The sequence below is a fragment of the Bacillus mojavensis genome, assembly GCF_012648005.1.
GTDB classification, from domain to species: Bacteria; Bacillota; Bacilli; order Bacillales; family Bacillaceae; genus Bacillus; species Bacillus mojavensis.
Map to the genome: position 1 here is coordinate 1117901 of NZ_CP051464.1, position 22584 is coordinate 1140484.

Genomic DNA, 22584 nt, shown 5'->3' on the forward strand with positions numbered 1-22584 from the left:
TTTTTCTTTTTTATCGGTCAAGGGGAGCACGAATGAAGACGCCAGATAGAAATTATTTATAAAAAAACCGTTCAGTTCACTGAACGGTTTAATCAAGGTCAATTTGTTTTAATGGTTTGATGGCCGGCCCTTCAACTACCTCGCCGTTTGGTTTAAAGCGTGATCCGTGGCACGGACAATCCCATGTGTGCTCTCCATCGTTCCATTCCACTTCACAGCCTAAATGGGTGCAGGTTGTATCAACAAGATGCAGGCACCCTGTTTCATCTCTGAATGCCCCCGCGCGTCTCCCGTTAATGGTGACGGCTTTTCCTTCACCTGGCGCGATCTCTTCAAACCCGACGTCGGGTTTTTCAAGCTTTCCTTTAATGAAATGCTTGGCCACATCTGCATTATAGGAAATCACCTTTTGCAAGCCGGGATTCAGATGAAAACGCGACGGTGTAAAAATGCTCTCATATGGATTGTCTTTTTTCTCCACAAGGTCTGACAAAAGCTGAGCTGCGACAGCTGATGATGTCATGCCCCATTTTTTGAAGCCGGTCGCAACGAGAATATTGTCTTCGTTTTCAGACATAGGCCCGATGAATGGGATTTTGTCGATAGTCACGAGATCCTGTGTGGACCAGTAATAGGGAATGCTTTCAATTCCAATTGTGCTTTCTGCCAATTGTCTCAGCGTTTCGTAATGGGTCGACATGTCTTTTCCTTGGCCTGTTTTATGGCTTACTCCGCTGAATAGAATCAGCTTTTCTCCGTTGGCAATGGTGTAGCGAAGCGCAACTGACGGCTGGTCTATACTTACATACATGCCCTCAGGATAGTCGATCTTCGGCTTGACGGCGAGGACATAGGATCTGTCAGAATACATTCTTGCTGCATATAATCCGCCCCCGTCATAAAAAGGGAAATGGGAGCAGCATACGATAAATCGGCTTTTAATGGCGTGCCGGCTTTTTGTAACAACTTCAGGCATTTCCCCTTTTTTAATATCAAGCGCAACAGTCTCTTCAAAAATCCGTCCGCCTTTTTGCACGATCTGATCAAGAAGCGCCGTTAAAAAGTGAAGCGGGTGAAATTGGGCTTGATTCTTCATTACAAGCGCCAGCTTAGAGCCGACGGGAAGGGGAAGATCTTTTACGAGGTCTCTCTCAATCCCTAGTTTTGTATATGCCTCATGCTCAGTGCGGATTTTTTGTACAGCATCTTCACTTGTTGTGTAAAGATAAGCATCTTGTTTGGTCCATTCGCAATCGATCTGATGTTCATCAATAATCCCTTTTATGTAATCAATAGCATTTTGGTTCGCTTCATAATAAAGCCTTGCGTGGTTCAACCCGAAGTTGCGGATAAATTCATCATAGATCATATCGTGCTGAGCTGTCACTTTTGCCGTTGTGTGGGCCGTTGTGCCATTGAGAACTTGATTCGCTTCAATCAGTACGACTCGGAAGCCTCTTTTGGACAGCTCATAGGCCGTCGTGATTCCTGTAATGCCTCCTCCAATAATGGTGACATCACATTCCGTATCCTCTTGCAGCGCCGGAAAAGAAGGCAAGTCCGCCGATGTTCTCCAATATGTTTCAGGAGCTTCTTTTGAAAAATGTTGATTAGCCAAGCCATTGTACCTCCAATATCATTTATTCTTAATTTTTCCACTTTCTATCTTTTCATACATAGGAAGCAGGCTTTATTCATAACATAATAGGGTTGAAAAGGAGTGATTGCATTGGCGAATGAGAAAAAGAAAACATTGCCGCCGCAGCATCAGGACCAGCAGCCGGGATTTGAATATCTGATGGATCCTCGTCCGGTATTTGATAAGCCGAAGAAGGCAAAAAAACTAGCGGGCAAAACAGCCATTATTACAGGTGGAGACAGCGGGATCGGACGCGCTGTATCGGTGTTATTCGCAAAAGAAGGGGCGAATGTGGTCATTGTGTATTTTAATGAACATCAGGACGCCGAAGAAACAAAGGAGTATGTAGAGAAAGAAGGGGTGAAGTGCCTGCTAATTGCAGGAGATGTCGGAGATGAAGCCTTTTGTAACGAGGTGGTAAGACAGGCCAGCCAGGCTTTTTCATCCATTGATATTTTGGTCAATAATGCCGCTGAGCAGCATGTGCAGCCGAGCATTGAAAAAATCACTAGCCACCAGCTGATCAGAACCTTCCAGACAAACATTTTCTCTATGTTTTATTTAACGAAGGCTGTGTTGCCTCACTTGAAAAAAGGAAGCAGTATTATCAATACAGCATCGATCACCGCGTACAAAGGCAATAAAACACTGATCGATTACTCAGCGACAAAAGGAGCCATTGTCACTTTTACAAGATCCCTTTCCCAATCGCTTGTCCAGCAGGGCATTCGAGTCAATGCGGTTGCGCCGGGGCCAATCTGGACACCGCTCATTCCGGCCAGCTTTGCCGCAAAAGATGTGGAAGTGTTTGGTTCGGATGTGCCGATGGAACGGCCAGGCCAGCCGGTGGAAGTGGCGCCGAGCTATTTATACCTTGCCAGCGATGATTCTACTTACGTCACTGGGCAGACAATTCATGTCAACGGGGGAACGATTGTAAATGGATAATTAAAAAAGCCAATCCTTAAGGATTGGCTTATTCGCTCTGTTTGAGCGCTGCATATTCTTTAGAGAGCGTAAGAAACGCATCTTTATCTTTTTCGTCCAAGGCTTTGTTGATTTGGTCAGTCAGCATGGTCAACCGACGCTTAAACAAGGATTCATCGAGCACCATTTGAATGTAAATATCCATCATTGTTACATCAAATTCTTTTGTTTTTTGCGTGTTGCGGGACTTCATGAGCTCAGTGTACGACTTTTTCTCTTTCATAAAGAATCCCCCCAATGCCTTTTTTATAGTATATGGATAACGGTCGAAAAAATCAATAAATTTTTATAATTTTTAGACAACTAATACTTGGCAATCTATCGACATATCCTGCGAAGTACTGTGTTATGAGATCATATAGTAAAGTAAAATCGGTTTATTACTAGTAAAATAGAACTAAAAAATATAAATAAAAGATGATTTTAGTTCATTTGTTAAAAAATCCTGTCGTTTTATAAACACAGATGATAGATTATTAGTATAAAATTTGCAGAAAAAGGATGGAGGCCATAACATGAGTCAGAAAACTGACGCACCATTAGAATCGTATGAAGTAAACAGCGCAACAATTGCCGTGCTGCCAGAAGAAATCGACGGCAAAATCTGTTCAAAAATCATTGAAAAAGACTGTATGTTTTACGTCAGCATGAAGCCGCTGCAAATTGTCGACCGAAGCTGCCGATTTTTCGGATCAAGCTACGCGGGAAGAAAAGCGGGAACTTATGAAGTGACAAAAATTTCTCACAAACCGCCAATCATGGTGGACCCTTCGAACCAAATCTTTTTATTCCCTACACTTTCTTCGACTAGACCCCAATGCGGCTGGATTTCCCATGTGCATGTAAAAGAATTCAAACCGACTGAATTCGACGATACGGAAGTGACGTTTTCAAACGGAAAAACGTTGGAGCTGCCGGTCTCATGCAATTCGTTCGAGAATCAGGTATACCGGACAGCCTGGCTCAGAACCAAATTTCAGGACAGAATCGAACACCGTGTCCCGAAACGGCAGGAATTTATGCTGTATCCGAAGGAAGAGCGGACGAAGATGATTTATGATTTTATTTTGCGTGAGCTTGGGGAGCGGTATTAGAAAATAGAAAGGAGCTGACCAAACAGGGCAGCTCCTTCTAAAACGCTAGGCCGTCGGAATTCCGCCGGTGATGCCGTATATTTGAGATGTCACATAGCTTGAATTCTCTGAAGCTAAGAATACATAAACATCTGCCAGCTCCACCGGCTGGCCGGCGCGGTTTAATGGTGACGGCGGTGTTCCTTTGCCGAATTTCGGAATGTTTTCAGTCGGCTGTCCGCCTGAAATTTGCAGCGGAGTCCAGATTGGTCCTGGCGCAACAGAGTTCACTCTGATGCCTTTGGGTGCAAGCTGTTTTCCGAGCGCAACGGTAAAGCCGATAATGGCGTTTTTCGTCGCCGCATAATCTAACAGCATCGGACTTGGATTGTAGCCTTCAACTGAAGTTGTGGTAATAATAGACGCGCCCTCCGGCAAATACGGAAGCGCCGCTTTAACCACCCAATATAGGGAGAAGACGTTCACTTCAAACGTTTTATAGATTTGTTCGGTAGGAAGGTCTTCAATGTTTTGCACTGCTTGCTGTTTACCGGCAACGAGCGCTAACACATCCAGCCCGCCGAGTTCGTTATGCGCTTGTTTGACTAAATCCTGACAAAACGATTCGTCACTCAGATCACCTGGAATCAGGACTGCCTTGCGTCCTTCTGCTTCAATCAGTTCTTTTACTTCTTCTGCATCAGGCTGTTCCGCGGGCAAATAGTTGATTGCCACATCGGCGCCTTCCCGGGCATAAGCGATGGCGGCAGCGCGGCCAATACCGGAATCACCGCCGGTGACAAGAGCTTTTCGGCCATTTAGTTTGCCAGCTCCTTTGTAGCTTTTTTCTCCGCAGTCCGGCACCGGCTTCATTTTTTGCTGCAAGCCGGGCGGTTCTTGGTATTGTTCAGGAAATTCATCGTGAAAAAATGCTGTTAAAGGATTGTTTCGTTTTGTATCAGACATCATCAACGCTCCTTTTTGTGTGTGGTGTACATTCGTATGTGTACCCTTGAGCAAAGTGAGGAAAACATGTTTTGGCAGTTTGCATCTCTGCAAGACAAAGATAGCCGAAAAAAATGCCGCTCCTTCCATATTTATCTTGTAAAATAGGATGAATTGAATTATGATAAAATCGCTATAAAACAACTAAATATTGGGTATGGGGGGAGTATATTGTCATGAAAAAAGCCGCGGCGCTTTTGCTGTCACTCGGTCTCGTTTTCGGTTTTTCATACGGAGCTGACCATGTGGCGGAAGCCAAAACGAAGGTCAAGACGTATAAGAACTGCAAGGAATTAAACAAAGTGTACAAAGGCGGGGTAGCCCGTACGTCCAAAGTGAAAAATAAAGGCGGAAAAACGAAGTACAAGCCTTACGTATCAAAGGCGCTTTATGACGCCAATAAAAAGAGCGACCGTGATAAAGATTTTATCGCCTGCGAACGCTAAAGAAAAAAAGCAATCTGTTGTCCAGATTGCTTTTTTCTTGTTTAAGCGGCTTGATCAGCAGCAGCGTTTTTTGTTTTTCTTGTCATGAGACTGACCGCCATCATGACCGTAACATTCAGCAGCAAAGCGACAATGCCGACGTTTAAGTCTTTCGCCGCTTGTGGCAGCGCCGGAAATAACGTGCCGATTGTTGTTTCCGTAACCGTAATATAAGAAACGGCTCCGACACCGGTTATAATGCCGGCGAATGCTCCTTGTTTGGTCACGATATGATGCTTGAACAGGCTGAACAGCAGGGCCGGAAATAGCTGTGTGACAAGGCTGTAGCCCATCAGGAGAAGCGTAACGATTGTGTTCCCGCCTTTGAATGTAAAGTACACAGCAATCAGCGCAATCACAGGCACTAAACATTTAGCCAATAATGACACTTGCTGTTCCGTCGTGCGGGGAGCAAACACTTGATAAACATTTTTGGCAAACAAAGTGGAGGCCGACATTAAAATCATAGACCCCGGCACAAGCGCCGTCAGCAGTCCGGCTGCTCCGATGATTCCGACAAACCAAGGATCGAAGGTTTGAAGAGACAGTCTCAAAAGTGATAAATCCGCGTCTGCGCCTTTCAGACCGGGAACTTGCAGGATAGCCGCAAAGCCGACAAAAAGGACGAATAGAAGGACCAGCTGATATAAGGGCATAATAATGGCGTTTTTCCGAAAGACTTTTGGGTTTTCTGCTGAATAGGAAGCGGAAAACGTATGGGGCCACATGTAAAAGCCCAGCGCCGTCAGCAGCACGGTTGAACTGAACCATGCAGCACTTTGCCCTGTTTCGGGCAGGGTAATAAAACCGGGATTTGCGTTTTCAATCTGCTGAAACATGTCTTGAAATCCGCCGTAGTAATGAATCGGCAAATATACGCCTAAGAATAAAACGACAGCCAAAATCATGATGTCTTTGACAACGGATATCCAGGCGGACCCGTGGATGCCGGATACCATAACGTAAACTGTGATTGAAATGACGCCGATCCAAATGGCAGCAGTGGGAGAAATTTTTCCGTAAGATGTTTCCGATACAATCAATCCAAGCCCTTTCAGTTGCAGCACAAGATAAGGAATAAGAGCGGCGATGCCGACCAGTGAGACGAGCACGCCAAGCAGCGGGCTGTTGTACTTTTTGATGAAAAAATCGGACTGCGACATCAGCTTATGCTGTTTCGCATAGGACCATATCGCAGGCAGGAGCCAATAAGAAAGGATGTAAGCCAGACAGCCATAGGCGATGATGTAAAAGGCCGGTCCGCCTTTCCCGTAGGCCCAGCCGCTTCCGCCGAGAAACGTAAATGTGGTATAAATTTCGCCTGCCATCAATAAGAACACGAACAAGGTTCCGAAGCCGCGGCCTCCGACCGTCCACTGCTCAAGATTCATGTCTTTCCCTTTTTGGGCGCGTACGCCGAGAAACATGCTGAATAGCAAGACGCCGAAAATGATGATGAGAGCTGCGTTCATTCTGCTTCCTCCCTTTTATTTTCTTTGTCAAGGACATACACGATCGCCATCAGGACAGAGGTCAGCAAAGCCCACATGACGACATAGGCGAGAATGAATGGCATGCCAAACAGATAGGGTGTTACTTTGTTTGCAAAAGGGATGCCAAGCAAAAGTCCGATGAAGGGCAGAGCAGCAAGAATGTGAATCAGTTTCATAGAGTCCTCCTTTGAATAAAAGTTGGGCGGTGCGTGTCATGTGCAGGCTGCAAATCATGTCGTTAATTTGGCGGCACATGTCACTTTTTGGGGAGTAAAAGGCTGTGGTACGAATTATAAATAAATTTATTTTGTTTGTATAGTGTGAATTGTCAGAAATTTATTGGTGAGGCGCCCGGAGAGTGGACGGGCGCAAGGAGGAGAGATCAGAATGATCCGAAAGACTCATGGCGCGTCCGGCGCAAATAAATAGAATGTTAACAAACTGCTTACTTGCTCACGGATTCGCGGGTTAAAATAGCGGTGTTTTTCTTCGTAGCCATCAATGACAAATAAATAAAGTGTAAAGGCTTCATCACGCTCAGCCTCGTGGATGGCAATTTTATTTTTCCTCAGCTCTTTTCTGACCTCAATCAGATCCTTTTGTGCTATTTTTAATGATTCGTTGATAAGTTGTATATAAGGGTGTTTTAATTTTAATGTGCTTTTTTCAATTCCGTTGAGATCACGGTTTAAAATGGTAATGACCATAGGCAAAAAAAGAGCCCGCTCTATCAATTCGTATCCTTCTGGCTGCAAATGAGGCATGGTAACTCCTTCTTTCTTAAGGGAACGTTTGTTCTAATCGTATTCTATATCGGCTGGTGAAATATTTCAAGACAGAAAAAATCGCCAAAACTTTTTAGTTTTTCGCCGAGAATGTGTAGAATAAGGATAGACAAACCCGGTGAGGAGTATAAACGTTGGAGCAATTTTTATCCTATTTGACAGAGGATCGTTTAACTGAATTATTTCAAAGCTATAGGGCTTTCGGTCCGCTTATTGCTGTGCTGCTGCCTTTAGTTGAAGCATTTCTCCCGTTTTTGCCGCTTATCGTTTTTGTGGTGGCGAATACCAATTCGTTTGGATTGTGGGAAGGCTTCATCCTGTCATGGGCCGGATCAACAGCGGGGTCCATTCTCGTGTTTTTCATTGTCCGTCATTATGGACAAAGAAGAGCTCTTGGATTCATCCGCAGGCATCCGTCTGTCAGAAAGCTTATGTTATGGGTGGAAAGACACGGTTTTGGCCCGATGTTTCTTCTGCTTTGTTTTCCATTTACACCGTCTGCCGCGGTGAATGTTGTCGCCGGTTTGTCAAGGATCGGGACGCGGCCGTTTGTTTTGGCGGCAGCCTCGGGAAAGCTCGTCATGATTTTTATGATCAGCTTCATCGGATATGATCTTCACGCGCTGATCACGCAGCCGATTCGCACAGTTATTGCCGTTGTGGTGATTGCTGTCTTATGGTATGTCGGCAAAAGGGTGGAACGGCATCTGCATGTGAGAGCCAGCCAGCGTGAGCATGATGGAGGGAGACAGTAACATGAAAAAACGGTTTTGGTTTCTTGCCGGTGTTGTTTCCGTCGTTCTCGCCATTCAAGTCAAAAATGCCGTCTTTATTGATTACAAAGTAGAAGGCATAAGCATGAACCCGACTTTTCAGGAAGGGAACGAACTGTTGGTCAATAAATTTTCACATCGATTCAAAACCATTCATCGTTTTGATATTGTTTTGTTTAAAGGCCCTGATCAAAAAGTACTGATAAAGCGAGTCATTGGGCTGCCCGGTGAATCGATCAAATATAAGGACGATCAGCTGTATGTGAACGGAAAACAGGTGGCTGAACCATTTTTGAAACCATTGAAATCTGTATCTGCCGGAAGCCATGTAACGGGAGATTTTTCTCTGAAAGAGACGACAGGGAAAAAGACGTTATCGAAGAGGCAATATTTTGTGATCGGAGATAACCGTATATATAGCTTTGACAGCCGGCATTTCGGTCCGATCAGGGAAAAAGACATTGTCGGAGTCATTTCGGATTAGGAAGCTGTACACTGAGAAAAAGGCGCCATTTGCTAGGCGTCTTTTTTGTGCTGATTGGAAAAATGTGTTGCAAGATCATTTGTCAGCCGATATAATCATTTTTGTTACGTATGTAACGAAAATAAAAAATATGTTCTTTCTCGTCACTGTTTATAAGGGTTTTTATTAAGTTGCAAGTGAAACAAAAGGAGTGGAGCTTATGATGGATTACGAAACAGTCATTATCGGAGGCGGACCGGTTGGATTGATGCTGGCTTCTGAGCTGGCATTGGCAGGGGTAAAAACATGCGTGCTTGAGCGGCTTGAACAGCCAATGCCGTATTCGAAGGCGTTGACGCTGCATCCACGTACGCTTGAACTTTTTGAAATGAGAGGGGTGCTTGAGCGTTTTGCGTCTCGTGGGAAAAAGACATCTTCTGGACATTTTTCAATGCTCGATACCCGTCTTGATTTTTCCAGCCTAGATACGAGTTGTCCTTATACGCTATTGCTTCCTCAGACCGAGACTGAACAGCTGCTTGAGGAACGTGCGCGAAGCCTGGGGGCAGAGGTGTTACGAGGGGCAGAGGCGCTAACGGTAACGCAAAACGAAGAGGGGGTGCAAACCATTTTCAAGGATCGGGAAGGCAGTGTGCGGACGTTGAGCAGCCTGTTTGCCGTTGGCGCTGACGGAGCAGGGAGCGTTGTTCGGAAACAGGCGGGAATTGCGTTTCCTGGAACAGACAGCACCGTCACCGCAGCTCTTGGTGATGTGAAGCTGCTTTCTCCGCCGCCATCAGGAGTCTTGTCGCTTTGTACGAAAGAGGGGGGAGTCATGATTGTTCCGCTTTCTCCTGACCGATACCGCGTTGTGTTGATCAGCCCTTACCGCACGCAGACGCCGAAAGATGCTCCTGTCACAGAAGAGGAGCTGAAAACAGATCTCATCCGGATGTGCGGAACTGATTTTGGCTTAAACGAGCCTACGTGGATGTCCCGATTCGGGAATGCCTCCCGTCAAGCGAAGCAGTATCGGAGCGGCAGACTCTTTCTTGCGGGCGATGCAGCACATATTCATTTTCCTGCTGGCGGCCAAGGGCTGAATGTCGGTCTTCAGGATGCCATGAACCTTGGATGGAAGCTTGCGGCGACTGTCGGCGGCTCTGCACCTTCATGGCTTTTGGACAGCTATCACGCTGAGCGGCATCGGGTGGCGGAAGGTCTTCTTCGGAACACAGAGGCGCAGACGAGGCTGATGGATTTCACGAAGGCCGGTCTTCATTTGCGAAGCATGGTGTCCGATATGCTTGCTTTTCCCGATGTGAATCGCTTTGTAGCGGGCCAAATTTCTGCAATCGATGTCGGGTATGAAGCTGACCAAAACATGCCGCCGCATCGGTTGAACGGCAAAAGACTTCCGGATGTGGAACTGCGGCTTCCTGATGGCAGTATGGAACGCCTCTATAACTGCCTGCATAACGGGGCATACGTTTTGCTGTCACTGAAACAAGGAGCTGATAATGACCATATCCCATTTAATGGCTTACACACAGTGTGTGCTTCTCTTGCAGAGCCGCGTGAAGAGTGGAGAGACGTGCATACTGTATTGGTTCGGCCTGATGGTCATGCCGCCTGGGCAGTCGATGCCGCCGGGCCAGATGCGGCAGAAGTGATTCAATCGGGTATCAGACGCTGGCTCCCGATTGCCAGCCGTGTGTAACACAAATCGATTGTTTCATCTGTAACAAAACGTTATGATATAAGAAACAATTGATTAATAAAGGATGGAAGAGCCGTATGGATACAGAACATACTAAGCGATCACTTTTTGAATTATATACGGAACTCATTCATCAGCAGGAGAAATGGGAGGGGCTCATAAAAGCCTTTTTGGCTGATGAAATGAAGAAGCTGGATCAGGAGCACGGACAAAAATCTCAATTGACGATGACAGAAATTCATGTTCTTTCCTGTGTGGGGGAGGGTGAGCCGATCAATGTCACTTCGATTGCCGCCAAAATGAATACGACGAAAGCGACGGTGTCACGCATCAGCACAAAATTGCTTGGCGCCGGCTTCCTCCACAGAACACAGCTCAGCGATAATAAGAAGGAGGTCTACTTCCGTTTGACGCCGGCAGGGAAGAAGCTGCACAGCTTGCATCAATACTATCATCAAAAGGTCGAGCAGCGTTTTCTTTCCTTTTTTGACCGTTATACAGAGGAAGAGATTCTGTTTGCGGAAAGGCTGTTGCGGGATTTGGTGACAAAATGGTATCCATCCTCAGAAGAAATGGAAGAGGGGCTTCACAACGTTTTTAAATAAAAGACACGCACTGAGGTGCGTGTTTTTCACGTTTCTTCTTTCTTTTTCAAGATTGTAAGGTAAATCAGATTTCCTCCGGCTAAAATGATAAGCGGCAGTCCAGGGGAGCTAGATGTCACCAAATTATAAATCAGCCAGATTCCTAAACATATTCCATAATATAAGTGCATTGCTTTTTCGGGGTTGTCGCGCAGCAAACTCCCTTTAAAAATCTTTTTCATCATAACGCCCCTATTAATTTTATGATTTCTCCTTTAGTTTACATGCATCTTCGGTTCATCTCAAAATTTCTTTTGTTGCTTCTTCAGAATATTTCGAGGAAATTTTAGAATTATTTTTGATGGGGAGCAACAGGCTAGTATCCTTGATTGATGGATGGATCATAAAACAATTCTGTAAATACCTTGCTACGTGGAACGTATCTCGGACAGGTACAGAATCATCATCACTTCTATCTCCCTTGCAAAAACACTGTTTTCTCCTGATAAAAAAGAGGACATTAAGTCCTCTTCTTCCTTACGATATGATTTAATTTACACGTTTTTCACTGTGTCTTTGAAGCTTTGCTTTCAAGTGAAATAGGGTTATCTGTTTTAGTTCGCCTAATCTTTACAGAAATACCTACTAGAATGACCGCCATGGTTGTAAATATTCCCATGGTTAATAAGATTGTATCCTGATTTAAACTCCATCCAATTAAGAAAGAGATGATTGCTCCTCCGAAACTGGCCGAAGCAATAAATAAACTTGTAACTTCGTCCACGTACTTCTGAATAATGATGGATGCTAGTGTTAAAGCAATGGGAAATATGCCCGCTATACTTAAACCAATCAAAAATGTACCACCCAATTGAAGTATGGGGTGACTTATATAAGGGAAGGCAATCAACAAAACAATTAAACAACTACAACTGAATAGGAGGTACTTAGAAAAATCAAGCCTTCTGCTTACTAAACCAATCAGTATTCTTCCTATGATGATTCCTACCCAGAAAAAGGAGACACTGATAAGACTAATTTGTTCATTGCCTTGGTTTATCATGATGGAAGGTAAAAAGTTGGCGAAATTTGTTTCAATCCCGGCATATAGGAAAGCAAAAAATACAAAAAAGCCCAATTGCTTTGATTTCTTTCTATCTCCTATAAAGTATTGAAACGCTCCTACATCTGGCAAGGCCACTTGCTGGTTAGCATGCTTGGCGTCCTTTCGGTTCTTGGATAAGAAAATGAGCCACCCTGCTAATAGGACGAACAAAAAGGTCAATATGCAGTAATACGGTAAATACCAGTTATTGATATCGATGAAGGAATTAATGAATAATGGGAAAGATAAAGCGCCTAATCCAAAGAGGACTTCCAGCTTACTCATTTTTTCTGCATTACTTTCGAAATTAGCAATAACAAAGGAACCAACTGTCGTTTCTAATGTACCTGCTCCATATCCTAAGAGAAAAGCCATTACAACAATATAATACCAATCCTTAGTGAGAAAAAAGATACTTAACGCTACAAGCATTATTGTCAAAGCTAAAGTAAGTGTCCTAAAGTGACTGTATTTCTTAATCATTAACGGTGCGATTAATACTCCGCTTAGGAATCCGCTAAACTGAAAGAAAATGATGACCGAAATATCATCTGTTGTCTTGTTAAAAGACTCTAAAAGAAATGGTGTCAAACTTCCTGTTGATATATGGATAATACCCACTGTGAAAAAGAAAGCATATCCAAATAAATATGTCCCTCTTACCATTCATTACACCCCTATATGAAAAAGCAGGAACATACATTCCTGCTTTTTCAGTAACTTATCTCTTCGAAATACTAGTTGACTGCTAAAACAGACATTGTTTGAGAGTTGCTATCTTTCTCAAAGAACATTTCTAATACTTCCTGTGATCTAAAACCATCGTTAAAAGAAGGGATCTCAACCCAATCTTTCTGAGTTGAAGCAATCCAGTTGATCAACTCGCTTCTAAAAGAATCAGCCCAACCATAAAATTCGTTTGGCGGATCGTTTAATAGACTTTGCGGTACTGGGCAGTCTACCACGTTCAAGCCATCTATAAGCTTGTAAATGTGAGGATTACCAGTGTGGTATTTAAACTCTTTTTTGTGTCCAACTACCTCAATACTAAAACCGCAGTCTTCAGGTACAGAACATTTTGATGTGATGATATTTACAAATACCTTGTTCTTCAGTTGTCCATAAATTTCTGCATAGTCATCTACAAGTACCTGTTTATCCTCTTTTGTTTTTACATTTGTGTTCATCTTTGCCATTACTGATTCTGTGATGAAATCACTCTCAAACAAATACCATACCATGTCGATAAGGTGAATACCCAGATCCCCCAATGATCCACTAGTCTTCTTACTATTAGCGTCATCTCTCCAAGTAAATTTCTTACGTCTAAGGGCACTATTTTTCTTGAAGTGTACTTTTATGGACAGTATGTTACCTAGTTCATTATTGATAATTAAGCTTTTTAAGATATTTACGTAAGACAAATATCTATAATTAAATCCCATACTAGCTCTTACGCCTAACCTTTGAGCAGTATCTTTCATTATGCTTGCTTCCTCAAGAGAAATAGCCATAGGCTTTTCGCACAATACATGCTTATGTTTTTCTAATGCTTGCAAAGCATGTTCTTTATGGCAAAAGTTAGGTGATGCTACAATTAAACCTTCAGAGACATCTATAAGTTCATCTACATTTTCATATGTCTTCCCACCGAAAGTTTTCACAAAGCTTTCCGCATTTTGTTGATTTATGTCATACACTCCTACTAACTCTGCATTTTTTATTGTAGATAAAGCAGTTGCGTGCGCTTTTGCAATACCGCCTGCACCTATGATACCAATCTTCTTCATATTTATTTCCTCCTCATTATCCAATTAATTTTTTTAAGGTATGAGTAATTCCTTTTGAGTACTCACTATCAGTTATCAATTGGTGCAGGTTTTTTGCTTCTTGTGTTGCATTTTTTAGTAGATATCCATTTCCTACTGCCTGTAACATCCGAACATCATTTCCACTATCTCCAAATGCGATAGCTTTTTCAGTATTTAGGTTGTATTTCTCTAACATAAACTTTACAATTTCATTCTTTCCTGTTCCCATGGGTATAAAATCGACATCATAGCTGTCTTCTGGATCACCCGCTAAGGGATTACACCGATTTATATTTACTGAAACTCCGTATTCCTTGCAGATTTTTTCAATTGCTAATAGGTTTTTCTTGTCGTTTATTTCATCTTGTTCCTGATAATAGAAATTATGCTTATACCGTGACGTTCCTAATTGAGTTTGAGGATTCAAAAGAATGTTATGATTTTCATGTAACTGTTTTACAAGTATCTCAATCTTTTCTTTACTAAACTCTTCATTTATACGACTGTTCCACTCATTATCTTGCTGTCCGAAGTTATGCTCTGAAAAGTACGTAATTTCAGTTCCAAGATCACTAGCTATAAAATGTGGGAAATATCTAAATTTTCCTCTTCCCATTTTATCGAGAATAGATTCTATACTACTCCCAGTAACCCATCCGATTAGTAGTTCCCCATCTTTACTTTTTTGTTCTAGATAGTCTTCGAGTTCATATATGTCTTGTTGTTTTTGTTCATCGATTGTATGCGGAAAATACGTTTCATCAAAATCACAAAAAACAATATACTTAGGATGTTCAACCTTGGATAACGTTTTATACTCTGACTTCTTGCTTAATAACATGAAACAGTCCCTCCATTACTCTGTCTTGTTCTTCTAAAGTAAATGACGGATATAATGGCAAATGCAGTACCTGACTATGAGCCTTTTCCGTATGAACCAATTGGAGTTTTGTATACTTGTCCTGTACTAGTGGAGTTTTTTGCATATGAGACAGTATTGGATAATATACATCTGTTTGAACACCAAACTCTTCATTTAATTTAGTCATGATATCTGTCCTGTCTTCTGTTCTTACCTTAATAGGAAACAGATGCCACACATGATCTTCACTTAATTCTGGTAATTCAATGAGGCCTTTATTCTGTAATTCTGCTAATTGAGTAATGTATCTATCCGCCAAAAACAGTCTTTTGAAATTGTTTAATGAAAGATACTTCATTCTCTCTAAACCAATTGCTGCCTGTAAATTGTCCATTTTTGAATTTAATCCAAAATTGATGACTTTCTTATTTTTTACATTTACTTCAAAACCATGATAACTAAATTGAATGCATGTTTTAGCGAGTTCTTCATTATCAGTTGCTATTGCCCCAGCCTTACCGCATACACCAAAATTCTTATATGGATTAAAACTTAATGTAGTGATGTCTGCATACTTTCCTAAGTCTGTCAGTCCAATTCCTTGGCAAGCATCCTCAATTACTTTCAATTGATAACGATTTGCTATTTGACGGATATGCTTCATTTCTGAATGTTTTCCGTACAAATGCACAGGTAGAATAAACTTTGTAGAAGGAGTTATTGCTTCCTCAATTTTGTTAGGATCGATGCAGAATGTTTGTGGGTTACTATCTACATAGATAGGAACGCCTCCCAAGGCTAACACAGCATTTTCAGTAGCTGAAAAGCTGTTAGCTGGCATGATCACTTCGTCCCCTCGGTTTAACCCTAAAGCCAATAATCCTATCATAATAGCATCCGTTCCACTGCTGGTTGCAATTACATACCTTTTATGTAAATATGTAGATAAAACTTTTTCGAATTGCTCTAAATAGGAACCACTCGTAAATTTTCCAGTTGGCAAAACTTTAGATAATGTATTTAAGATATCATCCACTTCATCATTGGTTATTAATCTGTCTACAGGCATAAAAGGGACTTTATTGATTTCGCGATTTTTTTGGTAGTTGAAAAGGTCATTTTCAATATCTGTATTTTCTTTTAATACTTGTCTTAATCGCTCGTTTACAATACTGTCTTCAATAACAAGTTCTTTTCCTTGTACGTCACCTTTTAAGTGTTTTAGCAGTAACATGTTTTCTTTACTTTTACCTGAAACTCTAACCTGTTTTTGCATGAACAGTACCTCCAATGATTTATAATCTGGAAAATTTGATACAAATTTATCCTAATTTCTGAAACCGATAACATGTCAATAACTTTTTTGAGGAAGGGAAAATATGCCTACAATTGATGAAATAGCAAGATTATGCAATGTGTCTAAAACCACAGTCTCAAGAGTGTTGAATAATCACCCTTATGTGTCGAAAGAAAAAAGAGATACGATCTTAAAGGCTATTAACGAACTTGACTACACTCCCAATTATTTGGCTCGTAATTTTAGGAGAAATAAGACACAAACGATAGCTTTATCGGTTCCAAGTATCGACCATCCATTTTTCGCTCGATTAATAAAAGGGGTTTCTCATGAAGCACTGTTTAAGAATTACAAGGTCATTGTATTTCAAACCTTTTATGACAAACAGACAGAGCTGGAGCTATTAGAGTTATTGAAACACAAAGAAGTGGATGGTATTATTCTTGGAACTCTAGAAAATGAATGGGATAAGATATCTCCTTTCTTAAAGTATGGTCCTATCTTATTATGTAATGAATATCATCACTCAGCGGACATCACGATCATTGGGTATGATGAATTTGAAGCGACATACATGGGGGTAGTACATTTAATTGAAAGAGGACATGAAAAAATTGGATTTTGTTTTGATACTCCATACAGCGAAGCTCAATGTCAGAGGAAAGAGGGTTACTTGAAAGCTTTACGAGATTACAATTTACATCATAGAAATGAATGGATATTCGGTGAATTGTTTAATATCGAGGATGGCTTTCGCGTTTTTCATAAGATAAAGGATCTAAAGGACAGACCCTCAGCAATATTTACAGGAAATGATCAAGTCGCCGCAGGGATTATTAAACAGGCGATAAAAAATGGCTTTAACGTTCCAGAAGACTTAGCTGTAATTGGTTTTGACAACCAATCGATTTGCCAAGTAGTGACTCCGACCATCACAACAATTGATATTCCTATAATAGAATTAGGGCAACAGGCTGTGTTGAAAATGATCGAGTATATTTCGGGTAACACTTCTTTAAACAGAAGAATTATTAAACTGCCAACAAAACTTATTATAAGAGAATCAACTTAACTATAGATTTTCACTTCCTTATCATTTTATAACTGTGTATAGAAAAAAGAGGTTATCATGTATAACCTCTTTTTCTATCAGGAAATTTCACTTTCCTGGCCCATTTTGAAGTCTCCATACTCTGCAGAATAGAGTGACTCCCCCTTTTATGCCTAAGTCTTCCTTTTTTTCAACTAGGCATTGCTGCCGCTTATCGAACTCTCTTTGCCTTTTTTTTCACCATGAAGATGGTGAAGCAGACGATAAAACGGCGGCAAGAGTGCAATGACAAGGATGACGCGTATGACCTGAACCGCAACGACAAAGGTGGAATCGGCATGCAATGTAACAGACGTCGTCGCCATTTCCGCGATGCCGCCGGGGGCAAATGCCAAAACAGAGGTGATCAGCGAAATTCCTGTCAGTTTGGAAACAATCACCGCGCTTAAAAGCATAGCGGCAATTAAGCCGACTGATGAAATGAAACCGACGATCATGATACGTGTAACGCCGGCAAACATGCTTTTGTACATCTTAGAACCGATTGTAGCCCCTAGAAATATCTGCGAAAAATGGTTTGCCTGTGACGGCCACCATGCAAGCATGTCATGACCTGTTATTGAGGCGCCGCCTATGTGCACGGCCGCTACACCGAGCATACTGCCGAGCAGCCACGGAGCGGGAAATTTTAAATATTTTGCCGCTTTGCAAGCTCCCCAGGCAACGAAAATGAGAACGCCGGTCCACAGTACGGGAGCGAGCCCGATTTCTGTCGTGGCAGCGGATACCGTATGGGCTGTTGCATTTGCGGGACCATCTTGTTTAGCGTAAATCAGGATAACCAAAAACGGAATAGACAGGACCACGAGCAGCACCCGCATCATTTGAACGAGACTGACAATAGCGGTATTGGCACCGACCTCCTGGGCAATACTCGGCATGGCGGACAGTCCGCCGGGAGCCGTGCCGACAAAGCTGGTCATCATATCCGTTTTGCTGAAACGCCAAAGCACATAGCCTGACAGCATGGCAAGGAGTATCGATAAAATCAGCATGATGCCGACCGAAAACCAATGATCTTTGAGGACAGACAGAACGGATAGGTTCAGCTTTTGGCCCAATTCAATGCCGAGGATCATCTGCCCGAGAGCGAGCCACCGGCGGTTAATTCCTTTTTGATCTGGCGCCATCATCAGCCAAGCCGGCCGTAGCATAGCGAGACAGCAGGCGACAATCAGCGTTCCGATCATCCATCCGATCGATATTCCGGTTAACGAAAGAATAAACCCCCCGGCTGCACTGATTGCGATAAACCATACATCTGTGAGGAGATTTTTGTCTTTCTTCAATATAAAACCCTTCTTCCTATTAACTTACAGCTCCAATTGTTCATGTAGTGAATGTATCATTACTATAGTATATTTTTGTTGATAATGAAATTATGAATTTTTTTCTGTCAGCCATTCACTTTTCTTATGACCTTATATTCAATCCTCTCCATGATATGAGACTGCAAGAAACCAGCGGCGAGAAGACAAGCGGAAAGACTGTAGAACATGATTTCCCCGCCAAACGAAGTCAGGATCAGTCCGCCGGCCAGCGGTCCGATTGACCGTGAAATATCCCAATGCAAGCCGTATATCGCATAGAAACGGCCGAGCATATGCGGCGGCGCCAGCCGGGAAATAAAGGTCTGGATATGAGTGAGTCCGATGCTTTCTCCAACCGTCATCACGGCAGCAGTCAGCATAAGCAGCGTCAAAGATGTTGAGAATGCAAAGCCGGCGGCCGCAAGTGAGTAGCTGATATAGGTGATGAGAAGAATCGTTTTCATCGAAAACTTTTCTGTCCATTTTACTAGAGGAACTTGAAGAACAAAGCTTAATAACGCTTTTGCCGCTGAATAGATTGCCAGCATGGACAGGTAATCAGGAAACATACTTTTGCTGAACAGCCTGTATGTCGTTTCTGTTTGCGCGTATAACATGCTGATTGGGAGAGAAAGCAGCAAAAGGATCAAAACAGGCCGATATCTTGTGAAACGCACGGATAATGCTGCGGGATGATCGGCTTTTAGCGGCTTTGTTTCTGGTAATTTAAAGGCGGCGATAAGAAAATAAACGAACAGGGCCGCGGCATCTAATGCAAATATCCAAACGGGATCATGAGCGTACAGCAGCAGCCCAAGCAGCGGACCTGCCGTCAACCCTGCTGAGTAGATGGCATTGATGACGGCAAAAACTTCCGAACGTCTGCTTTCCGGCGTGCTTTCGGCGATCTGTGCGCGTGATGCAGGAATGTACAGGGATCTGCCGATGCCGTTGAGGATATAAAGGAATGCGAAAAAATATGCATCATGAGCAAAAACAAAACCCGCCATTGCAGCTGTTTGCAGAAGCAGGGCAGTAAGGATCGCTGTTCGCCGTCCGAGCTGATCTGTCACACGTCCCGCTATGAGTGTCAGGCAAATATCAGCGAAGGGCTGAAGACTGATGATAAGCATGGGAAGCATCACGCTTCCGTTTAATTGCTCATGCAGATACAGCACCATAAACGGCCCCATCATGGCACCTGTCAGGCTTGTCAGCATTTCGCCGAAAAACCGGAGCCAAACGGGTGCTGTGTAGCGGGATTTCATTGATTGGAAGAGGAGAAACATGTGATTTCCGCCTTTCGATGTTTGATATAGTAGTAGTGTATAAAAGGGGCGGCGGGCCAAAAAGAGAAGAAAATTAGTGAAAAAAATTCCCCTTTTTTGTCAGGAGGTGCAGGGATTGAAGCTGATTGACCATTATGTGGCGCTCGCAAAAGCTGAGAGCGGCGAACCGGGACAGATGAAGGAAATGCCGCTCAGTGAGATTGCGGCTTGTTTATATTGTACAGAGAGAAATGCGAAGCTGATTTTACATAAGATGGAGAGCAAAAAATGGATCATTCGCGAGAGCGGATCGGGGCGCGGCCATAAATCAAAAATCGCTTTTCTTCGTCAGCCGGAAGATTTGCTGCTTCAAACTGCCAAGGAATATACAACAGCCGGAAAGCTTAAAAAAGCAAAAGAACTGCTTGAATATTATCAGCCGGTGTTTCCTGGAATTCAAAATGTGTATGACATGTGGTTTTCTGAGGTGTTCGGTTTTGTAACAGAAACCGGACAGGATGGTGAACAGGATGTGCTGCGCTTGTTTATAGCCCCAGCAGCGGTAAGCAGTTTTGATCCGTGCAGGATTTTTCTGCGGTCAGAGGGCCATTTTGTCAAGCAGATTTATGATACACTGCTCCGATTTGATCGGGAAAAGAGAGAGCCGCAGCCGCATTTAATCCACGGATGGAATAAAGCGGGGAAAAAACGGTGGAGATTTTTTCTTCGGAAAGGCGTTTCTTTTCATAATGGTAAGCCATTGACGTCAAGGGATGTTGTATTTACGTTTCAGCGTTTTATGGATCATGATGAAAATCCATATAAATGGCTGCTGAAAGGTGTTGAACGGATTTCAGAGAAGGGGCCTTTTTGTGTGGACATTGAGCTCGATCAGCCGAATGAGCTTTTGCCATATATTCTTTGTGATGAACGGCTGTCTATCCTGCCGGCAGAAATGAACGGCGAGGTGAATGGGACGGGACCTTTTTGCCTTGTTCAGCATGACGAACACATGCTCATTCTTCAAGCCAACGAGCGTTACTTTATGGGCCGGGCATTCTTAGATCGTATTGAGTTTGTGTTTTCTGAGCAAGCAGATGATATGTACGGTTTTACCCTTCGAGAAAAACAGAAACCTCCTGAGCGGCAAACTGTTTTTGAAGAACGGCATGTTCAATACTTGTCACTAAACCTCAGAAAGAAAGGGCCGCTTCAGCATCCAAGCTTGAGAAAAGCCCTTCGGCTGCTGATTTCATCTGAACAGCTCGTTCGTGAGGCGGGAGGACACAGAAGCATTCCGGTATCATCTTTTTTCCACCGGGCGCCTTTTGATTGGGGAGATGCTTCACCTGCGGAATTAATGAAAAAAAGCGGATATGCGGGAGAGACGTTGTCACTATTCACTTTTTCTGAAACGGATCATCGCGAGGACGCAGCATGGATTCAAGAGGTTTGTGAACGGAATGGCATTAGGCTTGACCTGGAATTTTGTACTGCTGCCGATTTGCGCCGACCGGAAATCGTACAAATGGCTGACATCATTCATGACAGCGCCACGTTTTATGAAGAAGATGAGTTTGGTTTTTTACATTTGCTGCTTTCGGAGAACAGCTTTTTGCATCACCATCTTTCAGGTGAACAGAAACAGACATTTTCAGAAATGATAAAACGGTTTTTCTCATTACCCGACCGGTCTTCCAGAATGAATATAGTAAAACAAATTGACCGTCAGCTTATAGGGAGCTTCAGCGCGATACCGCTGTATCAAAATGTGCTTGAGGTAGCATCGAGTGAGACGGTTGAGGATCTGATGCTGGATGAAGAGGGGTGGATTGATTTTTACTCTGTATGGCTGTCAAAGGAGTGAAGAGGGCTCTCATTTGACCCCTCTCATGCTTCTGTTACGCAGCCATGCTGCGGCAGAGCTCAGCGCAGGCAAAGCAAGACTTCGCACACGCTTGGCAATGATCATGATCATGCTTTTCGCATTCAGTGCCGCAGGCTTCACAAATATCGGCGCAAAGTGTGCAAATTTCTTTCATAAAGGGGCTGTCCGTTTGCATGGCTTTCACTGCCAGCGCGCAAATATCCGCACATTCCCTGTCAAGCCGGATGCAGCCGCTCAGTTCGTGGTGTGCACTTTCTGCCAAACATTTTGTGAAACAATGGTTGCAAGCTTCCATACATGTGATACAAGCTTCAATGGTTTGCTGCATGCTTGATTCCTCCTCATATGTTCGTGTATGATTTTATGTTTCCCGGCTGAGGTTAAGGAAAACAGTGGAGTGTGCTTTGCTTTAGGGGGAGGTGTAAATATAATCTGATCGTGTATATCAAAATCGGGTGCTAGCGATCCATCAAATAGTATAAAAACCAGACAGCATGGTTTTGTTCATCTCGTGCGGCGCGCGTAAAGATACCCTTTGCCTTTACATTTGAGGTTTCCTCAGCTGCGCGTAAGTAAAAGTCAACGGTTTTTTGTTCATCTTTAAAAGCGGCATCAAGTCCTCTTGTAAAAGTGTCCGGGCATTTTTCTGTTTGTTTCGGCATGATATGTTTGCCTGTAATGGCTCCGTATAATGAGGAGAAATCACGGAGATGGCGGATCTCATCGCGCCTGATTTCTTCAATTTGTTTTCTGACATCAGCAGGGTGGGCAAGTTCAGCAAGCCTGCGGTAGCATTGAACCGCGCTGAATTCTCCGTTGATGGCTTTCTGGAGATTTTGAATCAAAACAGGGTCTTCCCGGTATTGCGCTGGATAAGGAAAATAGCTGTAATACAAGGGGTTCAACTCCATTCTTAAGGAATTGG

The 22584-nt window shown here is 43.1% G+C and carries 24 protein-coding genes; 9 read left to right on the plus strand and 15 right to left on the minus strand.

Annotated features, from left to right (window positions below; all coding sequences use genetic code 11):
• Positions 1-88 precede the first annotated feature (88 nt).
• Complete coding sequence (locus HC660_RS05745; protein ID WP_168747352.1) at positions 89-1618, minus strand: FAD-dependent oxidoreductase; 1530 nt, start codon at positions 1616-1618, stop codon at positions 89-91.
• A gap of 111 nt (positions 1619-1729) precedes the next feature.
• On the opposite strand from HC660_RS05745, the gene HC660_RS05750 reads away from it, so the two are divergent.
• On the plus strand, positions 1730-2587 hold the full coding sequence (locus HC660_RS05750; protein ID WP_010333636.1) for an SDR family oxidoreductase: 858 nt from the start codon (positions 1730-1732) through the stop codon (positions 2585-2587).
• Between the two features lie 28 nt (positions 2588-2615).
• Here HC660_RS05750 and HC660_RS05755 read toward each other — a convergent pair whose 3' ends face one another.
• Positions 2616-2849 (minus strand): IDEAL domain-containing protein, encoded by a 234-nt coding sequence (locus HC660_RS05755; protein WP_010333637.1) that lies wholly within the window; start codon positions 2847-2849, stop codon positions 2616-2618.
• Between the two features lie 292 nt (positions 2850-3141).
• Between HC660_RS05755 and comK the strand changes: the two genes are divergently transcribed.
• Complete coding sequence (gene comK, locus HC660_RS05760) at positions 3142-3720, plus strand: competence transcription factor ComK (RefSeq protein ID WP_010333638.1); 579 nt, start codon at positions 3142-3144, stop codon at positions 3718-3720.
• A 45-nt stretch (positions 3721-3765) separates the two neighbouring features.
• Here comK and HC660_RS05765 read toward each other — a convergent pair whose 3' ends face one another.
• A complete protein-coding gene (locus HC660_RS05765; protein ID WP_168747353.1) occupies positions 3766-4665 on the minus strand; it encodes an SDR family oxidoreductase in 900 nt (299 codons plus the stop codon).
• Between the two features lie 215 nt (positions 4666-4880).
• On the opposite strand from HC660_RS05765, the gene HC660_RS05770 reads away from it, so the two are divergent.
• Positions 4881-5150 carry an excalibur calcium-binding domain-containing protein gene (locus HC660_RS05770; RefSeq protein ID WP_010333640.1) on the plus strand — a complete coding sequence of 90 codons (270 nt, stop codon included), beginning with the start codon at positions 4881-4883 and terminating at the stop codon, positions 5148-5150.
• 41 nt (positions 5151-5191) lie between these two features.
• Here HC660_RS05770 and HC660_RS05775 read toward each other — a convergent pair whose 3' ends face one another.
• The 3 genes from HC660_RS05775 to HC660_RS05785 form a co-directional block, all read right to left on the minus strand.
• Entirely contained in the window at positions 5192-6661 is a 1470-nt protein-coding gene (locus HC660_RS05775) for a sodium:solute symporter family protein (RefSeq protein ID WP_168747354.1), read from the minus strand.
• A complete protein-coding gene (locus HC660_RS05780; RefSeq protein ID WP_010333642.1) occupies positions 6658-6858 on the minus strand; it encodes a DUF3311 domain-containing protein in 201 nt (66 codons plus the stop codon). The genes HC660_RS05775 and HC660_RS05780 overlap by 4 nt, the downstream gene beginning before the upstream one ends.
• A gap of 225 nt (positions 6859-7083) precedes the next feature.
• Positions 7084-7446 (minus strand): YhjD family protein, encoded by a 363-nt coding sequence (locus HC660_RS05785; RefSeq protein WP_168747355.1) that lies wholly within the window; start codon positions 7444-7446, stop codon positions 7084-7086.
• A 155-nt stretch (positions 7447-7601) separates the two neighbouring features.
• Here HC660_RS05785 and HC660_RS05790 point away from each other — a divergent pair, with 155 nt between their 5' ends.
• The 4 genes from HC660_RS05790 to HC660_RS05805 all read left to right on the plus strand — a co-directional run bounded on the left by HC660_RS05790 (position 7602) and on the right by HC660_RS05805 (position 11028).
• Positions 7602-8222: a TVP38/TMEM64 family protein gene (locus HC660_RS05790; protein ID WP_010333644.1), complete on the plus strand. Its 621-nt coding sequence runs from the start codon at positions 7602-7604 to the stop codon at positions 8220-8222.
• A gap of 1 nt (position 8223) precedes the next feature.
• A complete protein-coding gene (lepB, locus tag HC660_RS05795; protein ID WP_010333645.1) occupies positions 8224-8724 on the plus strand; it encodes a signal peptidase I in 501 nt (166 codons plus the stop codon).
• Between the two features lie 199 nt (positions 8725-8923).
• Positions 8924-10423: a monooxygenase gene (locus HC660_RS05800; protein WP_168747356.1), complete on the plus strand. Its 1500-nt coding sequence runs from the start codon at positions 8924-8926 to the stop codon at positions 10421-10423.
• 77 nt (positions 10424-10500) lie between these two features.
• Entirely contained in the window at positions 10501-11028 is a 528-nt protein-coding gene (locus HC660_RS05805; RefSeq protein ID WP_010333647.1) for a MarR family transcriptional regulator, read from the plus strand.
• A 26-nt stretch (positions 11029-11054) separates the two neighbouring features.
• Here the strand turns inward: HC660_RS05805 and HC660_RS05810 are convergent, their stop codons facing one another.
• The 5 genes from HC660_RS05810 to ntdA form a co-directional block, all read right to left on the minus strand.
• Positions 11055-11252, minus strand: coding sequence for a hypothetical protein (locus HC660_RS05810; protein WP_032731040.1), 198 nt, complete (start codon positions 11250-11252; stop codon positions 11055-11057).
• 320 nt (positions 11253-11572) lie between these two features.
• Entirely contained in the window at positions 11573-12778 is a 1206-nt protein-coding gene (glcP, locus tag HC660_RS05815) for a glucose/mannose transporter GlcP (RefSeq protein WP_168747357.1), read from the minus strand.
• 71 nt (positions 12779-12849) lie between these two features.
• Positions 12850-13902, minus strand: a complete 1053-nt coding sequence (ntdC, locus tag HC660_RS05820) for a glucose-6-phosphate 3-dehydrogenase NdtC (protein WP_168747358.1) — start codon at positions 13900-13902, stop codon at positions 12850-12852.
• 16 nt (positions 13903-13918) lie between these two features.
• On the minus strand, positions 13919-14764 hold the full coding sequence (gene ntdB, locus HC660_RS05825; protein WP_168747359.1) for a kanosamine-6-phosphate phosphatase: 846 nt from the start codon (positions 14762-14764) through the stop codon (positions 13919-13921).
• Positions 14736-16061, minus strand: coding sequence for a 3-dehydro-glucose-6-phosphate--glutamate transaminase (gene ntdA / locus HC660_RS05830; protein WP_168747360.1), 1326 nt, complete (start codon positions 16059-16061; stop codon positions 14736-14738). Before ntdA ends, ntdB begins: the two co-directional genes overlap by 29 nt.
• A 103-nt stretch (positions 16062-16164) precedes the next feature.
• On the opposite strand from ntdA, the gene ntdR reads away from it, so the two are divergent.
• On the plus strand, positions 16165-17154 hold the full coding sequence (ntdR, locus tag HC660_RS05835) for an NTD biosynthesis operon transcriptional regulator NtdR (protein WP_168747361.1): 990 nt from the start codon (positions 16165-16167) through the stop codon (positions 17152-17154).
• 173 nt (positions 17155-17327) lie between these two features.
• On the opposite strand, the gene HC660_RS05840 is transcribed toward ntdR, so the two are convergent.
• Complete coding sequence (locus tag HC660_RS05840) at positions 17328-18482, minus strand: AbrB family transcriptional regulator (protein ID WP_168747362.1); 1155 nt, start codon at positions 18480-18482, stop codon at positions 17328-17330.
• A 107-nt stretch (positions 18483-18589) separates the two neighbouring features.
• The gene (locus HC660_RS05845) at positions 18590-19792 is read right to left on the minus strand and encodes an MDR family MFS transporter (RefSeq protein WP_168747363.1); all 1203 of its coding nucleotides are present in this window, start codon (positions 19790-19792) and stop codon (positions 18590-18592) included.
• A 115-nt stretch (positions 19793-19907) separates the two neighbouring features.
• On the opposite strand from HC660_RS05845, the gene HC660_RS05850 reads away from it, so the two are divergent.
• Positions 19908-21638, plus strand: coding sequence for an SgrR family transcriptional regulator (locus HC660_RS05850; protein WP_168747364.1), 1731 nt, complete (start codon positions 19908-19910; stop codon positions 21636-21638).
• Between the two features lie 34 nt (positions 21639-21672).
• Here HC660_RS05850 and HC660_RS05855 read toward each other — a convergent pair whose 3' ends face one another.
• Both HC660_RS05855 and HC660_RS05860 read right to left on the minus strand, forming a co-directional pair.
• Positions 21673-21987, minus strand: coding sequence for a four-helix bundle copper-binding protein (locus tag HC660_RS05855; RefSeq protein WP_168747365.1), 315 nt, complete (start codon positions 21985-21987; stop codon positions 21673-21675).
• Between the two features lie 130 nt (positions 21988-22117).
• On the minus strand, positions 22118-22555 hold the full coding sequence (locus HC660_RS05860; RefSeq protein WP_024120837.1) for a ferritin family protein: 438 nt from the start codon (positions 22553-22555) through the stop codon (positions 22118-22120).
• Positions 22556-22584 lie beyond the last annotated feature (29 nt).

Coding starts and splice junctions, on each gene's coding strand:
- ntdR (WP_168747361.1), top strand. CDS start 16,165: ATGCCTACAATTGATGAAATAGCAAGATTATGCAATGTGTCTAAAACC.
- ntdA (WP_168747360.1), bottom strand. CDS start 16,061: ATGCAAAAACAGGTTAGAGTTTCAGGTAAAAGTAAAGAAAACATGTTA.
- ntdB (WP_168747359.1), bottom strand. CDS start 14,764: ATGTTATTAAGCAAGAAGTCAGAGTATAAAACGTTATCCAAGGTTGAA.
- HC660_RS05810 (WP_032731040.1), bottom strand. CDS start 11,252: ATGATGAAAAAGATTTTTAAAGGGAGTTTGCTGCGCGACAACCCCGAA.
- glcP (WP_168747357.1), bottom strand. CDS start 12,778: ATGGTAAGAGGGACATATTTATTTGGATATGCTTTCTTTTTCACAGTG.
- HC660_RS05755 (WP_010333637.1), bottom strand. CDS start 2,849: ATGAAAGAGAAAAAGTCGTACACTGAGCTCATGAAGTCCCGCAACACG.
- comK (WP_010333638.1), top strand. CDS start 3,142: ATGAGTCAGAAAACTGACGCACCATTAGAATCGTATGAAGTAAACAGC.
- HC660_RS05845 (WP_168747363.1), bottom strand. CDS start 19,792: ATGTTTCTCCTCTTCCAATCAATGAAATCCCGCTACACAGCACCCGTT.
- HC660_RS05780 (WP_010333642.1), bottom strand. CDS start 6,858: ATGAAACTGATTCACATTCTTGCTGCTCTGCCCTTCATCGGACTTTTG.
- HC660_RS05855 (WP_168747365.1), bottom strand. CDS start 21,987: ATGCAGCAAACCATTGAAGCTTGTATCACATGTATGGAAGCTTGCAAC.
- HC660_RS05800 (WP_168747356.1), top strand. CDS start 8,924: ATGATGGATTACGAAACAGTCATTATCGGAGGCGGACCGGTTGGATTG.
- HC660_RS05785 (WP_168747355.1), bottom strand. CDS start 7,446: ATGCCTCATTTGCAGCCAGAAGGATACGAATTGATAGAGCGGGCTCTT.
- HC660_RS05770 (WP_010333640.1), top strand. CDS start 4,881: ATGAAAAAAGCCGCGGCGCTTTTGCTGTCACTCGGTCTCGTTTTCGGT.
- HC660_RS05775 (WP_168747354.1), bottom strand. CDS start 6,661: ATGAACGCAGCTCTCATCATCATTTTCGGCGTCTTGCTATTCAGCATG.
- lepB (WP_010333645.1), top strand. CDS start 8,224: ATGAAAAAACGGTTTTGGTTTCTTGCCGGTGTTGTTTCCGTCGTTCTC.
- HC660_RS05805 (WP_010333647.1), top strand. CDS start 10,501: ATGGATACAGAACATACTAAGCGATCACTTTTTGAATTATATACGGAA.
- HC660_RS05765 (WP_168747353.1), bottom strand. CDS start 4,665: ATGTCTGATACAAAACGAAACAATCCTTTAACAGCATTTTTTCACGAT.
- ntdC (WP_168747358.1), bottom strand. CDS start 13,902: ATGAAGAAGATTGGTATCATAGGTGCAGGCGGTATTGCAAAAGCGCAC.